The following is a 15,041-nucleotide window of genomic DNA, read 5'->3' on the forward strand; positions in this document are numbered from 1 at the left end:
GTATAGGCAGGTGCCGGGCAAAAGACAACCCGTCAGAGTGTCAGGCGTATCTGCTCGAACCCGTCCCCGTCGCGCCCCAGTTGTTCAGGGGCAAAGATGTCCAGCTCGTCCAGATACTTGATCGCGCCGGGACCGGTTCTGAGGATGGCAGAGGCTCCTGAAATAGGGGAAAACGAGAAAGGGTGCCGAGCATTTTCAAGCGGGTCCTGCGGCAGGTTTTTGGACAGGTAAGCCCGCAGAACCTCTTTTATGTCCACCTTGGGCAGGTCAAGGAGTCGCGCATTTAACAGCGCCCGGACATTCCCGCCTCCGCTGGCGCGAAAATTGTTCAGCGCGACGACAAATCTCTGGTCCGGATCGATTGGCTTGCCTTGGAACTCAACCTCTCTGACCCGTTGGTGGGTGAGGTCCGTCAAGGCCCCCTCGGCATCGAAACGCGCGGGTTGGGACAGGTCGATCCGGTAGCTGAGGCCAAAAAGAACGTCAAAATTGTATCCCACGCGCCGGGAATCGATCAGATCACGGGTTTGACCGGGGGCCTGTTGGTTGAAGACGCTCGCCGACATCTCAAGCCACTCCTGCACCTGAGCGCCCGTCGCGATGATCCCCCGCAATTCGTTGGGAAACAAATGCAGATCCGCGATGTGGCGCAGGCAGATTTCCCCGGCGGGGACGTCACTGTACCAGCGCGGGCCGGATCGCCCGCCGCTTTTGCAGGGCGCAACAGCCGACAGGACCGGCAGGCAGGCCAGATCGGGGCCAATCAGGTGCGGGCGCAACGCTGCAGCCTGCGCCGCCGCCAGTAACGCCAGCCCCCGATCCGGTGCGCAGAGGCTGAAATAGCTGTGTAGATCATCGGCAATTCGGGCGACCGGTTCGGCGACCATGGCCCGCGTCCCCTCATGCGCTGGTGCAAAAAGCCGGACCAAATCGGGGTGTTCGGGAACGGGGTCGGTGTCGGGCAAGACCGGGTGCAAGTCGGCGTGGCTTTCTTCAACCCGCCAGATGCCCCGGTGGTCCTGAGACAGCGACAAATCGATCACTCCCAAATAAGAGCCCGCCGATCCGGCCATGACGGCAGGTTTGCCATAGATGCGCCCGGCCAGAGGTTCCACATGCGCAAGCCCGTCATGCGCCGGGCCGGGCAGGGTGAGATGCGTATGACCGGCAATGACCGCATCAATACCGTCAATCGCGGCCAGAGGGATGGTGGCGTTTTCCAATCCGGGCGTGGCCTCTGACCCGCCGAGGCCGGAATGCGACAGCGCAATGACCAGATCGCAACCCTCAGCACGCAGCAGTTGCACCTGCTTCCGTGCTGCTTCCAGAATGTCCTCGGCGACAACCTCGTCCAGCAACAAGTGAGAGGCCCAGCGGGTGGTTTGCGGCGGCAGAACGGACACCACTCCGATCCGGATGGTTGCAGGCTTTCCGTTCAGGGATACCGTGCGCTCAAGACTTGTGCTGTCTGCCCAACCCTGCCGAGCGCCCCGGCGGTGCATGTTGCTGCAGACCACCGGGAAGGGGGCCTGCGCGAGAATGTGGTCGAGTACCGGCAACCCAAACTCAAAGTCGTGGTTTCCAAGCCCGATTGCATCATAGCCTAGCACCGCGAATGCCTGCATCAACGGATGGCGTTCCGCCTCGGTCACTGCCCATTCACCCAGCGGTGTTCCTTGCAGGGAATCGCCATTGTCGAACAGCAGGGTTAGGGCATCGCCCGCTTGCGCCCGGGCCTGCTGGATCAGCGTGGCCGTTCGCGTGAAACCAATCGCCGGATCGGGCCGGTCGGCGTAGTAATCAAAGCCGGTCAGGTTCATATGCAGGTCGGTGGTCGCAAGAATACGGATTTTGGCCCGAAGTTTTTTTTCGAGCTCTCGCCCAGTTAAAGATTTGTTTAATATCAATTTTCTACTTTTGGATGCTGTTTCTTAATCAAATTCACTAGGAAGTATAATAGATGAATTTTCCGGGGCTGCCTTGCGACCTTTCCGTGGCAATACCGAGGCTTCGGGGCCGTGAATTGCCATTGCAACGCCGGGTGAGACGTGGCAGCCCTGTGCGCAAGACCCAAAGGACGTTCAATGAAAAACGCGGAACTGGTGACATTTGGCGGCTCGGGCCTAAACCGGGCGGCACATCTTCGCGGTGATGGTGACAAGCTGGATGCAGCGCGTCGTGATCCGATGGCCAGATGCGCGCTGGTCTGGCGCGGAAAGCTTTTGGTGCGGGGGGAAGGGCTGGATCAGCTTGCACTGATCCCGATGAGCCATGATCTGATTTGCAATGGTCCGGGCGGGGTGGTGGAAGCACCAATTTTTCTGGGATGCACCGAGGCGGGCGCGCCGGTTTTTGCCGCCGATATCTCGGATTGGGCGGCGGAAGGGCTTGATCTGACTGGGCTGGGCGAATTCGTCGATAAGTCCGAACAGCAGCACCCGGACCTGCCCGAAGGGTATGTGTTTGCCGAGTTGCGCCGGATCATGACCCGCCTGTCCGCGCGCGACGCGGAACTGGCGGCGACCGCCAAAGCCGTGATCGGCTGGCATCAGACGCATCGCTTTTGCGCCCGCTGCGGTGCGCCAAGCGAGCTGTCTCAGGCCGGATGGCAGCGCAGTTGCCCGTCCTGCGGCGGTCAGCATTTTCCCCGCACCGATCCGGTTGTGATCATGCTGATCACCCATGGCGATTGCGTCCTGATGGGGCGGTCCCCCGGCTGGCCCGAGGGGATGTTTTCCCTGCTGGCGGGGTTTGTGGAACCCGGTGAAACGCTCGAAGCCGCCGTGCGCCGTGAAGTGATGGAAGAGGCGGGCGTGCCCGTCGGTGCGGTGTCGTACCTGTCCAGCCAGCCCTGGCCGTTCCCGGCCTCGCTGATGTTCGGCTGCGCGGGTGAAGCGCTGTCGCGCGAGATCGAGATTGATCCGGTCGAGATCGAACAGGCGATGTGGGTCAGCAAAACCGAGATGATGCAGGCCTTCGCGGGCGAGCATCCCAGTCTGCTGCCCGCCCGCAAAGGCGCGATTGCGCATTTCCTTTTGCAAAACTGGCTTGCAGATACGCTGGACTGAGGAAAAACTGGCCCCAATGCACGGGCGGCAAAGGACAACATGCAGTTTTCAGCGCGCGAAGATATCGAGGCCCCGATCAATTCAGTGTTCGAGATGGTTTCTGATTTCGAACGGTTCGAACGTCTGGCCATGCGCCGGGGGATCGAGGTGCGGCGGACGGCAGGCGGCGCGCCGTTCGACACCGGAACCGCCTGGCATACCGAGTTCAAACTGCGCGGCAAACCCCGGCAAATGTCGGTCCTGATGACCGATTGCGACCGGCCCACCCAGATGCGGTTCGAGGCCAACAGTAAAGGCATGGCCGGGGTCACGACCGTGGATTTCCTTGCCCTGTCGCAGCGCAGAACACGGCTGAATGTCGAGATGTCCCTGGCCGCCAAATCCCTGCCCGCGCGGCTGTTGCTGCAATCTCTGAAACTGGGGCAGGCGCGCTTTCGCAAGCAGTTTCAGGTGCGGCTCAGTGAGTTTGCGAGGGAACTGGAGCAGCGGCATCTTTATGGGTCTTGAGGCCCTCAGTCGGGACGGAAATTCATTTGGACCGCGTGATCATAAGACAAGCCAGTTTGGAAGACGCGGCAGGGATCGCTGACGTTCTTCAGGAACTGGTAACAGCCGGTAAACGTCACAAGCCAAGTACGACAGAGTTCGCTCGGACCCATTACATTGGTCACGATGACCAAATCCAATGCACGGTAGCAACGGATGCAAGCGGGGTCGTCCTCGGATTTCAGTCCATGAAGAACGCGACCGAGAACAACCCGTATGGTGCGCCGGTCGGCTGGGGTGTGATCGGGACACATATCCGACCTTCTGCAGCCCGACGCGGTGTTGGGCGCGCTTTGTTTGCAAGAACCTTAGAGGTAGCCCGGCAGCAGGGATTACCTGCAATTGACGCGACAATTGGCGCGGGTAACGCCGAGGGGCTGGCTTACTACGAAGCAATGGGGTTCAGGCAATACCGTCTGGGCGCGGGAACGGTTTCAAAGGCCTTTCGACTTCAGGACTAGAGCGTTGCTTCCAGCCCCGCCGTCAACTGCCTGGTTAATGATTTGGACCCAACCCGGATTTTCGGTTTGGCGGGTCGATCTGGCTTTGCTTTGGCACGCACAAAAACGCTGTCACCCCCGCGGCTGCGCCGCCGGGTAAACCCCCAGAATCTCAACATTTGTCGTGAAGTGCGCCAGCTCATCCATCGCCAGTTGCACATTGCGATCATCCGGGTGGCCGACGATGTCAGCATAGAACTGGGTCGCGGTAAACGAGCCATCCAGCATGTAGCTTTCAAGCTTGGTCATGTTCACACCGTTGGTCGCAAACCCGCCCATCGCCTTGTACAGCGCCGCCGGAATGTTGCGCACCTGAAACACGAAGCTGGTGATCATGCCGTGATCGCCCCGGCGCGTCAGATTCGCCTGCCGCGACATCACCAGAAAGCGGGTCGTGTTGTCGTCATGGTCCTCGATATGGCGTGCCAGAACGTTCAGCCCATAGATCTCACCCGCCAATTCGCTGGCCAATGCGCCCGAGTGGATGTCGCCCGCCTCGGACACCTCGCGCGCGGCGCGGGCGTTGTCGGGGCTGACCCGGCCGCGAATGCCGTGTTCGGTCAGGAACCCGGCGCATTGCGGCAGCAGGACGAGGTGAGAATGCGCCTCGGTAATATCCGACAGTTTTGCGCCCGGCACGGCCAGCAGGTTGATGTGAACCCGCACAAAAGCCTCGTCGATAATGTGCAGCCCGCTGTGGGGCAGCAGCCGGTGGATATCGGCCACCCGGCCATAGGTCGTGTTCTCGACCGGCAGCATCGCCAGATCGGCCTGACCCGAGCGGACCGATTCGATCACATCCTCGAACGTACGGCAGGGCAGGGCCTCCATGTCGGGACGTGCGTTGCGGCAGGCCTCGTGACTATAGGCGCCGGGTTCCCCCTGAAAGGCTATACGTTTGGTCATTTGGTCGATTCCGTGCAACAAGTTCTTGAATTGGGCGTTTAGTCGCGGTGTCTATACCTTGCCTCTTGTCAGGGGAAGCCTTAGACACCCCGCAGACAGCTGAAATGGACTCGCGATCAATGTTCGACACGATGACAGTTACCAAGGCCGCCGCAGGCCTGTTTGGCACCTTCCTGGTGTTGCTTCTGGCCAAATGGGGGGCAGACATCCTCTATCATGGCGGTGGTCATGGCGATGCCGAAGCCGCTTACATTATCGAAACCGAAAGCGCGGGTGAAAGCGCTGACGGCGAAGAAGTGGTGTTCGAGGATATGCTGGCCGCAGCGGACCCGGAAAAAGGCGCGCGCGTGTTCCGCAAATGCACCGCTTGCCACAAGCTGGAAGACGGCGCCAACGGCACGGGCCCCTACCTGTTCGGCATCGTGGACCGCCCGGTTGCCTCTGCCAAAGGCTTCACCGGCTATTCGGCAGCGATGCAGGCGCATGGCGGCAACTGGACACCCGAAGCACTGGACGCCTTCCTGGAACGCCCAAGCGCCTATATCTCGGGCACATCCATGAGCTTTGCCGGTCTGAGAAAGCCGGAAGAGCGCGCCGATCTGATTGCTTATCTGCAGACAATCGGCAACTGATTGCGCGACCGAGCTTGAAAGTTTTTAAGCCGCTGCCTTGTGCAGCGGCTTTTTTTGTCTGTTACACATCTTCACAAAGCGTTCACGCATTCTAAACTTGAACCTGACAGTGCTGGTCATTTAGCTGGCGCTTATAAGATTAAAGGCAAAGGCGAAGCAGGGGATGAGCACCATGAGATCCGACAGAGTTTCCGTACAGGCGCGCGTATTGGATTTCAGAAGGGTGGCTCATGCATCGGTGATTGGGCTGATCCTGGTCTTGCTGGCTGCAACGCAGGTGTTTGCCGAAGAAAAGATCATAAAAAGTCACGGTTTCTCGGAATTTGGCGATCTGAAATACCCCGAGGGTTTCGCCCATTTCGACTATGTGAACCCTGACGCCCCACGGGGCGGAGAGCTGTCTTATGCCGCACAGGGCACGTTTGACAGCTTCAACCCTTTCACACGGCAGGGCCGGGCCGGGGCGCGGTCGGCGGATCAGTACGAATCCCTGCTGGTTCCGTCTTATGACGAACCCGCATCCTATTACGGGCTGTTGGCGGAAAGCCTGGAATACCCGGAAAGTCAGGATTGGGTGATCTTCAACATGCGCCCCGAGGCGCGGTTTTCAGACGGCACACCGGTGACTGCCGAGGATGTTGTGTTCTCGCATGACCTTTTGCTTGATCAGGGGCTGAAATCTTACGCGGATGCCGTGCGCAAGCGCATTCCCCGCGCCGAAGCGTTGGATGAGCATCGGGTGAAATTCTACTTTGCCCCGGACATTCCGCGCCGGGCGCTGATCTCGCAGGTGGGCGGTACACCGGTGTTTTCCAAAGCGTGGTTCGAAGCCGACCCGGAAAACCGCCGTCTGGATAAATCCCGTCTGGTGCCGGGGATCGGATCGGCCCCGTATCTTCTGGACAGCTATGACATCAACCGACGCATCGTGTACAAGCGCAACCCCGACTATTGGGGCGATGACATCAACGTAAATGTCGGGCGAAACAACTATGACACCATCCGCATCGAGTATTTCAGCGACTCGATCGCCGCGATGGAGGGGTTCAAGGCCGGGACATTCACTCTGCGTCAGGAAAACAACTCGAAAAGCTGGGCCACCGCTTATGATTTTCCGGCGCTGTCGGATGGATTTGTGATCCGCGCCGAGCTTGAGGATGGAAGCGTCCCGACAGCATCTGGCTTTGTGATGAACCTGGACCGCCCGCAGTTTCAGGACCCCCGCGTGCGCGAAGCGGTTCAGCTTGCTTATAATTTCGAATGGACCAACGAAAGCCTGCAATACGGGTTGTTCCAGCAGCGCAGCTCGTTCTGGGAAGGCACGCATCTTGAGGCGACCGGCCTGCCGGAAGGGCGCGAGCTTGAGGTGCTGCAGGCCCTCGGCGATGCGGTGGACCCGGCTGTTCTGACCGATGAACCCGTCAGGGCCCATGAATCCCGACCGGGCCGGCAAAACGACCGCCGCAACCTGCGGGTCGCCATGAAACTGCTGGATGAGGCCGGCTGGCTGGTTGGCGATGACGGCATACGCCGCAACGCAAGCGGCGAAGTGCTGTCGATTGAGTTCCTGTCGGATCAGCCGACTCTGGATCGGATCATCCAGCCCTTCGTAGACAATCTGCGCGCCATGGGCATCGACGCGAAATACAACCGGGTGGATAATGCCCAGTTTACCCTGCGCCGTCGCGACCGCGATTTTGACATGATCGTTGGCGGATACCCGACCTCGCTGCAGCCTTCGACCGGCCTGTATCAGCAATTCGGGACCGAGGCGGCCTCGTATTCGGTGTTCAACCCCTCGGGCGCGCATGGCCCCGATATTGAACCGCTGATCGACAACATCGTCGCCGCAACCGAAAGCGAGGAACTCTATGCCAATGTCCGCGCCCTTGATCGCGTGCTGCGTGCCAAGCGGATCATGGTGCCGACATGGTATCTGGGCAAATACTGGGTCGCCTATTGGGACATGTACGAACATCCCGAAAACCTGCCGCCTTATGCGCTGGGTGTCGAAGACCTGTGGTGGATCAATGCCGAGAAAGAAGCCGAGTTGAAGTCCTCGGGCGCGTTGAGGTAATCCGCCCTCATGGGAGCCTATATTCTAAGACGTCTGTTACTGATCATTCCAACGTTGCTTGGGATCATGATCGTCAACTTCACGCTGGTTCAGTTCGTCCCCGGCGGCCCGATTGAGCAGATCATCGCCCAGATGGAAGGCGGCGGTGACGTGTTCGAAGGCATCGCCGGAGGCGGCAGTGATATCGAACAGCAAACCGGCGGCGTCACTGACCGCTATATCGGTGCCCGGGGTCTGCCGCCCGAATTCATCGAGGAACTCGAGAAAGAATTCGGCTTCGACAAACCTCCGGTCCAGCGGTTCTTTGAGATGATGGGCAACTACCTGACGCTGGATTTTGGTGAGAGCTATTTTCGTTCGATCAGCGTGATTGATCTGGTGCTTGAAAAGATGCCCGTGTCGATCTCATTGGGTCTGTGGTCGACTCTGATCGCCTATCTGGTGTCGATCCCGCTTGGTATTCGCAAGGCGGTGAAGGACGGGTCGACCTTTGACACCTGGACCAGCGGCACGATCATCGTGGCCTATGCCATCCCCGGTTTCCTGTTCGCGATCCTTCTGCTGGTGTTGTTCGCGGGTGGATCCTACTGGCAGATCTTCCCGCTGCGGGGGCTGACCTCGGACAATTGGGACAGCCTGAGCCTGTTTGGTAAAGTCGCCGACTATTTCTGGCACATCGCGCTGCCGATTATTGCGCTGACGATCTCGGCCTTTGCGACGCTGACGCTGCTGACCAAGAACTCGTTTCTGGATGAGATCAAGAAGCAATACGTCATGACTGCCCGCGCCAAGGGTCTGAGCGAGGGCAAGGTGCTGTATGGCCATGTGTTCCGCAATGCCATGCTGATCGTGATCGCAGGTTTTCCTGCGGTGTTCATCGGCGTGTTCTTCGGTGGCTCGATCATTATCGAGACCATCTTCTCGCTCGACGGTCTGGGCCGTCTCGGGTTCGAGGCCGCCGTGGCGCGCGATTATCCGGTGATCTTCGGCACGCTCTTCATCTTTGGCCTGATGGGGCTGGTCGTCGGCATCATCAGCGACCTGATGTATGTGCTGGTCGACCCCCGCATCGACTTCGAAAAGCGGGAGGGGTAGATGGCGCTTTCCCCCCTCAACCAGCGCCGCTGGCGCAATTTCCGGCGCAATGGCCGGGCGTTCTGGTCGCTGATCATCTTCTCGGTTCTGTTCGGCCTGTCTCTGTTTGCCGAGTTCATCGCCAATGACAAACCGATCCTCGTCAAATACCGGGGTGAGTTCTACACGCCGATCTTCAACTTCTATGCTGAGACCGAGTTCGGCGGTGATTTCCAGACCGAAGCGATCTATCGAGACCCCGAGGTGATGTGCCTGATCGACAGCGGAGGTCTGGAAGACTGTTTCGACGACCCCGAAGGCATCATCGACGAGATCAAGGCAGGCACGTTCGAGGCCGAAGGATATGAACGCGGCTGGGCGATCTGGCCGCTGATCCCCTATTCCTTCAATACCAGCGTGGACCGCCCCGGAGCCGCCCCTCTGCCGCCAAACGGGCAGAACCTGCTGGGCACGGATGACACCAAGCGCGATGTGCTGGCGCGGGTGATCTATGGCTTCCGCCTGTCGATCCTGTTCACGCTGATCGTCACCGGGGCCGCCAGCCTGATCGGCATCTTCGCCGGGGCCATTCAGGGCTTTTTCGGCGGCTGGCTGGATCTGATCTTCCAACGCATCATCGAAATCTGGTCGGCGACGCCATCGCTTTACGTGATCATCATCATGTTCGCCATTCTGGGGCGAAGTTTCTGGCTGCTGGTGGCGCTGATGATCTTGTTCAGTTGGACCGGTTTGGTCGGCGTCGTGCGGGCCGAATTCCTGCGGGCGCGCAACCTTGAATATGTGCGCGCCGCGCGGGCGCTGGGCGTCGGTAACATGACCATCATGTTCCGCCATATGCTGCCCAACGCGATGGTTGCGACGCTGACCTTCATGCCCTTCATCGTCACCGGGACCATTGGCGGGCTGGCCTCGCTGGATTTCCTTGGCTTTGGCCTGCCCTCCTCGGCCCCGTCTTTGGGAGAGTTGACCTTGCAGGCGAAACAAAACCTGCAGGCTCCGTGGCTGGCCTTCACCGCGTTTTTCACCTTTGCCATCATGCTGTCGCTTCTGGTCTTCATTTTTGAGGGCGTGCGCGATGCATTTGATCCCAGAAAGACCTTCTCATGAGCCTGCTGGATGTGAACAACCTGAAGGTCTCGTTCCGGCAGGATGGGCAGGTGTCGGCGGCGGTCAAGGGCGTGTCCTTCACCGTGGATCGGGGTGAGACGGTGGCTTTGGTGGGCGAATCCGGGTCGGGCAAATCCGTCACCGCGCTGTCCACCGTGTCGTTGCTGGGCGACAGCGCGATTGTCGAAGGGTCCGTCACCTATGACGGGCAGGAAATGATCGGCGCATCCGAGCAGCGTCTGATGGATGTGCGCGGCAACGATATCAGCTTTATCTTTCAGGAGCCGATGACCTCGCTCAACCCACTGCACACGATCCAGAAACAGATGGCTGAATCGTTGGCCCTGCACCAGGGGCTGACCGGGGACGCGGCGCGGGACCGGATTGTGGAACTGTTGACCAAGGTCGGTATTCGTGACCCCAAAGAACGTCTGGACAGCTATCCGCACCAATTGTCGGGTGGACAACGGCAGCGGGTGATGATCGCCATGGCGCTGGCGAACAAGCCCGATATCCTGATCGCGGATGAGCCGACAACAGCGCTGGACGTCACCATTCAGGCGCAGATTCTCGAACTGCTGGCCGAGCTGCAGAAATCCGAGAATATGGGGATGCTGTTCATCACCCATGACCTTGGTATCGTGCGCCGCATTGCCGACCGGGTCTGTGTGATGAAGGATGGCGAGATTGTCGAAACCGGCGTGACGACCGAAATCTTCGACAACCCGAAGCACCCTTATACGCGCAAGCTGCTGGCGGCTGAACCCTCGGGCCATCCCGATCCAGTGCAGCCAGATGCCGAAGAAGTCGCCCGCACCGATCACCTGAAAGTCTGGTTCCCGATCCAGCGCGGGTTCCTGAAACGGACCGTCGGCCACGTGAAGGCCGTCAACGACGCGACGCTCAGCGTGCGCGCGGGTGAGACGCTGGGGATTGTGGGCGAAAGCGGGTCAGGCAAGACGACTCTGGCGCTGGCGATCATGCGGCTGATTGCGTCCGAGGGCGGCATCACCTTCCGCGACAAGGACGTGCGCCGCTGGTCGACGCGCGAACTCAGGCGGTTGCGCAAGGATATGCAGATCGTGTTTCAGGATCCGTTCGGCAGCCTCAGCCCGCGCATGACTTGTATGCAGATCATTGCCGAGGGGTTGGCGATTCATAAGGTGGACCCCCACCGCGCGCCCCGAGAACTGGTGGCCGAGGTGATGACCGAAGTGGGTCTCGACCCCGCATCAATGGACCGGTATCCGCACGAGTTTTCGGGCGGTCAGCGGCAACGCATCGCCATCGCGCGCGCCATGGTGCTGCGGCCCAAACTGCTGGTGCTGGACGAACCCACCAGCGCGCTGGATATGACGGTCCAGGTGCAGATCGTCGATCTGCTGCGTGAACTGCAGCGGAAATACGGGCTGGCCTATCTGTTCATCAGCCATGACCTGAAAGTCGTTCGGGCCATGTCGCACAACGTCATCGTCATGCGGAACGGCGATGTGATTGAAATGGGGGCCGCCGAAGACCTGTTCGAGAATGCCCAGACGGACTACACCCGCGAACTGATTGCGGCAGCGGGCTGAGAACAGCCCGCGCCTTGGAACTTAGGCCATTTCCTTGTTTCTGGCCGATGTGGGAACTGGTCCGCGCAATTCCTCATAATGATCGAAGGTCAGCTTGACCCAGCCGGTGCCGCGAGTGGCGCTGGCCAGCGTTCGGTGCAGTTCATCCTCGGCCACAGCGGGCAGCTGGGCGTTGAAGATTTCCCAGCCCGAGGCGTTGGGGTTGCCCTCGAACCCAAGAACTTGACCCTGCAGCGAACTGATCGTGGGCACCAGATCGCCCACGAAGTCCGAGGGCAGGTGAATCTCGGCGTTTAGAACCGGTTGCAGCACAACCGGCTTGGCCTGCGGCAGCGCCTCGCGCACGGCGTTTTTGCCTGCGGTTCGGAAGGCATAGTCCGAACTGTCGACATTGTGGTGCTTGCCGTCGCTCAGCGTGACTTTGACGTCCACGACCGGGAAGCCCTCGGGGCCTTCGACCAGCGCGTCCTTTGCGCCATGTTCGACCGAGGGGATGTAGTTTCTGGGAACCGCTCCGCCCTTGACCACTTCGTCGAACTGAAACCCCGACCCGCGCGGCATCGGCGCGATCGAGATCACGACATCCGCGAACTGCCCCGCGCCGCCGGATTGCTTGCGGTGCCGGTGGCGGTGTTCGATGGTCGAGCGAATGGTTTCGCGATAGGCGGTTTCGACCGGTGCGGCCTCGATCTCGATCCCGAAATCCTCGTCCAGCTTGGCGGTCACGCGGCGCATGTGCTGGGGCCCTTGCGAGCCCAGCACCGCATGACCGCTGAGTTCGTCCTGTTCCAGATGCAAGCCCGGGTCGATCTCGACCAGCCGGGACAGCGCGTTCGACAGGCGCACATCGTCGCGTTCATGGGCCGGGGACACCACCTGCCGATGCGCCACTGGGTGCGAGGCCGCCCATTCCGGCAGAGGCGTTGCCGAACTGCTGTCATAGAGGAAACCGGGGTTCAGGTGATCCGACTTCACCGCCAGCCCGATCTGGCCCGCCTCCAGCGCGCCGATCTGGGTTTTGGCGTCCAGCGTGCTCAGGTTGCCGACGGTTTCTCCGCCGAGGCTTTCATGCGCTTTCACCCCGTCGCCCAGACCGCGCAGGACGATGATCTTGCCGATGTGCTTTTTGACATCCGCAAACCCGGCAATGGCGCGGGCGCTTTCGGCGGCCTCGTCGCGATCTGCGGCGATGTTGAACTCGGGTGCTTCGTGCCGCAGGGCCTTCATCAGGCGGGTCAGGCCGTTGCCATGGCTCGCCGCACCCAGACAGGCCGGGATCAGCTGGTGATTCTGCAGCACCTGCGCGGCCAGATCATAGACCTCGGCGCTGGGGGGCTGTTTGTCTTCGATCAGTTGCTCCAGCAGGTTATCGTCGAAATCCGACAGCGTCTCCAACAACTCGGTGCGCGCTTCCTGTTCACGATCCTCAACCGACTGCGGCAGTTCGATCAGGGCCGAGGGTTGCCCTTCCTGATACTTCCATGCCCGCTCCGAGATCAGATCAACCGCGCCGATGATCGTGTCGCCGTCGCGGATCGGAACCTGACGCAGGGCGATGTGATGGGTGCAATAGGTCTGCAGCGCGGCGATGATATCGCGGATTCGCCCGTTGGGGCTGTCCATCCGGTTGATGAACAGGAAACAGGGAATGCCAGCCTCTTCGACCAGCCGCAGATATGGCGCGCACAGAACGGCGGCGTCCGGGTCGGGCGGCACGACGACGACAGCGGCGTCCGAGATCGCCATGGCCGGGCCGACATAGGCCAGTGCATCGCCGCCGCCATCCACGTCAATCGCGCACCATGGCTCGTCCAAGTAAGAAAAACCGTGCAAATGCACGGTTCCGGAAACATCGAATGTGGTGGGCCGCCCGTCGAGGCGGCTGATAGCCTCGACCAGAGTGGTTTTGCCCGATTGGCTGGGGCCGAGGACGGTGAAAACGCGCATGAGTGCTGTCCCTCTTTCAGGTTGCAGATATACCTGCACGAAAAGGGCTGCCGCGCACGGATGCGCTGGCAAGAACTGTCTGCGAATTCGCCTGCCTCAGGGTGCGAATGGCACGTCCCGAGTGTGGAGAAAACCAGAGGCCTGCGTCAAGCCCCTGTGCCGGTATGAGAAGGGCGGGCCGGAAAACAGGCCCGCCGATAAGAGGTCAAATTGCGGAACTGTGCCCGGCCTTGCTGAGGTCATAGGCATCGAAACGGCGTGCGATCATGCGGGTCAGCGGGCGCGCTTCGTGCGGAATGAACAAACCGTCATCGGTGACGCGCAGCAACCCGTCAAATGCGTTGTTTACGCTCTGGTACATCGCGTTCAGCTCTGCCGCCGTCACATCATAGTCGCGCAGGATTTCAACCGAGTTGATCTGAAAATCACACATCAACGCCTCGATCAGGCGCGCGCGCAGGATGTCCTGACCTTTGAACAGATGCCCGCGCGAGGTTGAGAAGCTGCCGTCGCGGATTGCCTTGGTATGCGCCGAGGTTGCGGGCGCGTTCTGCGCGTAACCCTGCGGGAACCGCGAAATCGAACTGGCGCCAATGCCGATCAGAACCTGGGCCTGATCGTCGGTGTAGCCTTGGAAGTTCCGTTTCAGCCGACCCTCACGCAGCGCGCGGGTCAGTCCGTCATCCTGCGTGGCAAAGTGGTCGATGCCGATCTCGGCGTAGTTGTCCCACATGAACAGACGGCGGGCGGTATCGAACAGGTCCAGCCGTTGTTCGGGCGTGGGCAGCGCCTCAGATGGGATCAATTGCTGGCGTTTCGCCATCCACGGCACATGCGCATAGCCATAAAGCGCCACCCGGTCGGGGCTGAGCGACAGCAGCTTTTGCACGCTTTCGGTCATCCGGGTCTTGGTCTGGTGCGGCAGGCCATAGAGGATATCGGCGTTCAGGCTGGTGATGCCGCGGGCACGAATCATATCCACCGCATCGCGGGTTGTGTCATAGCTCTGGATGCGCCCGATTGTCTTTTGAATCTCGTCGTCGAAATCCTGTACCCCGATCGAGGCCCGGTTCATCCCGGCCTCGGCCAGCGCATCCAGACGGGCCTCGTCAATCTCGTTGGGGTCAATCTCGACCGAAAATTCGGCATCCTGTCCCAAGGGCACGATCCCAAGGATATGGCCCGCCAGATCCCGCATCAGGTCCGGTTGCAGCAGGGTCGGGGTGCCGCCGCCCCAATGCAGACGGGACAGAACCACGCCCTTGGGCAGGCGCGCGGCCAGCAGATCCAGCTCGGTCTTCAGCACGTCCGCATAGGCGATCACCGGGTTGTCGGTTTGCGTGCCTTGCGTCCGGCAGGCGCAGAACCAGCACAGCCTGCGGCAGAACGGAACGTGGATATACAGCGAGATGGCGCTGCCGGGTTTGATTCCCGAAATCCAATCGCCAAACAAATCGGCCCCCACGTCATTGCTGAAGTGGGGGGCGGTGGGATAGCTTGTATAACGCGGTACTTTCGCGTCAAATAGTCCAAGCCGTGCCAATTGAGGTTTCACTATCATACAGAAACCTTTAGGCATTGGGTAACTT

The 15,041-nt window shown here is 60.4% G+C and carries 12 protein-coding genes; 8 read left to right on the plus strand and 4 right to left on the minus strand.

Annotation, left to right across the window (positions count from 1 at the left end):
- Window positions 1-32 precede the first annotated feature (32 nt).
- Window positions 33-1,907: a bifunctional 2',3'-cyclic-nucleotide 2'-phosphodiesterase/3'-nucleotidase gene (locus tag ACR0NJ_RS04335; protein ID WP_480815904.1), complete on the minus strand. Its 1,875-nt coding sequence runs from the start codon at window positions 1,905-1,907 to the stop codon at window positions 33-35.
- A gap of 177 nt (window positions 1,908-2,084) precedes the next feature.
- On the opposite strand from ACR0NJ_RS04335, the gene nudC reads away from it, so the two are divergent.
- Genes nudC through ACR0NJ_RS04350 form a run of 3 tightly spaced genes read left to right on the plus strand, consistent with a single transcriptional unit; the run spans window position 2,085 to window position 4,075 of the window.
- Window positions 2,085-3,068, plus strand: coding sequence for an NAD(+) diphosphatase (gene nudC, locus ACR0NJ_RS04340; RefSeq protein WP_480815905.1), 984 nt, complete (start codon window positions 2,085-2,087; stop codon window positions 3,066-3,068).
- A gap of 39 nt (window positions 3,069-3,107) precedes the next feature.
- Complete coding sequence (locus tag ACR0NJ_RS04345) at window positions 3,108-3,575, plus strand: SRPBCC family protein (protein ID WP_480815906.1); 468 nt, start codon at window positions 3,108-3,110, stop codon at window positions 3,573-3,575.
- A 35-nt stretch (window positions 3,576-3,610) separates the two neighbouring features.
- Window positions 3,611-4,075, plus strand: a complete 465-nt coding sequence (locus ACR0NJ_RS04350; RefSeq protein ID WP_480815940.1) for an N-acetyltransferase family protein — start codon at window positions 3,611-3,613, stop codon at window positions 4,073-4,075.
- 111 nt (window positions 4,076-4,186) lie between these two features.
- Here ACR0NJ_RS04350 and ACR0NJ_RS04355 read toward each other — a convergent pair whose 3' ends face one another.
- Window positions 4,187-5,020: a prephenate dehydratase gene (locus ACR0NJ_RS04355; protein ID WP_480815907.1), complete on the minus strand. Its 834-nt coding sequence runs from the start codon at window positions 5,018-5,020 to the stop codon at window positions 4,187-4,189.
- A gap of 119 nt (window positions 5,021-5,139) precedes the next feature.
- Between ACR0NJ_RS04355 and ACR0NJ_RS04360 the strand changes: the two genes are divergently transcribed.
- The 5 genes from ACR0NJ_RS04360 (at window position 5,140) to ACR0NJ_RS04380 (ending at window position 11,505) form a co-directional block, all read left to right on the plus strand.
- The gene (locus ACR0NJ_RS04360) at window positions 5,140-5,652 is read left to right on the plus strand and encodes a c-type cytochrome (RefSeq protein ID WP_480815941.1); all 513 of its coding nucleotides are present in this window, start codon (window positions 5,140-5,142) and stop codon (window positions 5,650-5,652) included.
- Between the two features lie 172 nt (window positions 5,653-5,824).
- Window positions 5,825-7,729 (plus strand): extracellular solute-binding protein, encoded by a 1,905-nt coding sequence (locus ACR0NJ_RS04365; protein ID WP_480815908.1) that lies wholly within the window; start codon window positions 5,825-5,827, stop codon window positions 7,727-7,729.
- Window positions 7,730-7,738: 9 nt separating this feature from the next.
- Window positions 7,739-8,824 carry a microcin C ABC transporter permease YejB gene (locus tag ACR0NJ_RS04370; protein ID WP_480815909.1) on the plus strand — a complete coding sequence of 362 codons (1,086 nt, stop codon included), beginning with the start codon at window positions 7,739-7,741 and terminating at the stop codon, window positions 8,822-8,824.
- Window positions 8,825-9,931: an ABC transporter permease gene (locus tag ACR0NJ_RS04375; RefSeq protein ID WP_480815910.1), complete on the plus strand. Its 1,107-nt coding sequence runs from the start codon at window positions 8,825-8,827 to the stop codon at window positions 9,929-9,931.
- A complete protein-coding gene (locus tag ACR0NJ_RS04380; RefSeq protein ID WP_480815911.1) occupies window positions 9,928-11,505 on the plus strand; it encodes an ABC transporter ATP-binding protein in 1,578 nt (525 codons plus the stop codon). Before ACR0NJ_RS04375 ends, ACR0NJ_RS04380 begins: the two co-directional genes overlap by 4 nt.
- A 21-nt stretch (window positions 11,506-11,526) precedes the next feature.
- On the opposite strand, the gene ACR0NJ_RS04385 is transcribed toward ACR0NJ_RS04380, so the two are convergent.
- The gene (locus ACR0NJ_RS04385; RefSeq protein WP_480815912.1) at window positions 11,527-13,452 is read right to left on the minus strand and encodes an elongation factor G; all 1,926 of its coding nucleotides are present in this window, start codon (window positions 13,450-13,452) and stop codon (window positions 11,527-11,529) included.
- 205 nt (window positions 13,453-13,657) lie between these two features.
- Window positions 13,658-15,013, minus strand: coding sequence for an oxygen-independent coproporphyrinogen III oxidase (gene hemN / locus ACR0NJ_RS04390; RefSeq protein ID WP_480815913.1), 1,356 nt, complete (start codon window positions 15,011-15,013; stop codon window positions 13,658-13,660).
- Between the last annotated feature and the right edge of the window lie 28 nt (window positions 15,014-15,041).

This window comes from Ruegeria sp. F11 (assembly GCF_056533855.1).

Excerpts from the sequence above, each read along its gene's own strand:
- nudC (WP_480815905.1), top strand. The coding sequence starts at position 2,085 with ATGAAAAACGCGGAACTGGTGACATTTGGCGGCTCGGGCCTAAACCGG.
- ACR0NJ_RS04345 (WP_480815906.1), top strand. The coding sequence starts at position 3,108 with ATGCAGTTTTCAGCGCGCGAAGATATCGAGGCCCCGATCAATTCAGTG.
- ACR0NJ_RS04370 (WP_480815909.1), top strand. The coding sequence starts at position 7,739 with ATGGGAGCCTATATTCTAAGACGTCTGTTACTGATCATTCCAACGTTG.
- ACR0NJ_RS04365 (WP_480815908.1), top strand. The coding sequence starts at position 5,825 with ATGAGATCCGACAGAGTTTCCGTACAGGCGCGCGTATTGGATTTCAGA.
- ACR0NJ_RS04380 (WP_480815911.1), top strand. The coding sequence starts at position 9,928 with ATGAGCCTGCTGGATGTGAACAACCTGAAGGTCTCGTTCCGGCAGGAT.
- ACR0NJ_RS04360 (WP_480815941.1), top strand. The coding sequence starts at position 5,140 with ATGTTCGACACGATGACAGTTACCAAGGCCGCCGCAGGCCTGTTTGGC.
- ACR0NJ_RS04375 (WP_480815910.1), top strand. The coding sequence starts at position 8,825 with ATGGCGCTTTCCCCCCTCAACCAGCGCCGCTGGCGCAATTTCCGGCGC.
- hemN (WP_480815913.1), bottom strand. The coding sequence starts at position 15,013 with ATGATAGTGAAACCTCAATTGGCACGGCTTGGACTATTTGACGCGAAA.
- ACR0NJ_RS04355 (WP_480815907.1), bottom strand. The coding sequence starts at position 5,020 with ATGACCAAACGTATAGCCTTTCAGGGGGAACCCGGCGCCTATAGTCAC.
- ACR0NJ_RS04385 (WP_480815912.1), bottom strand. The coding sequence starts at position 13,452 with ATGCGCGTTTTCACCGTCCTCGGCCCCAGCCAATCGGGCAAAACCACT.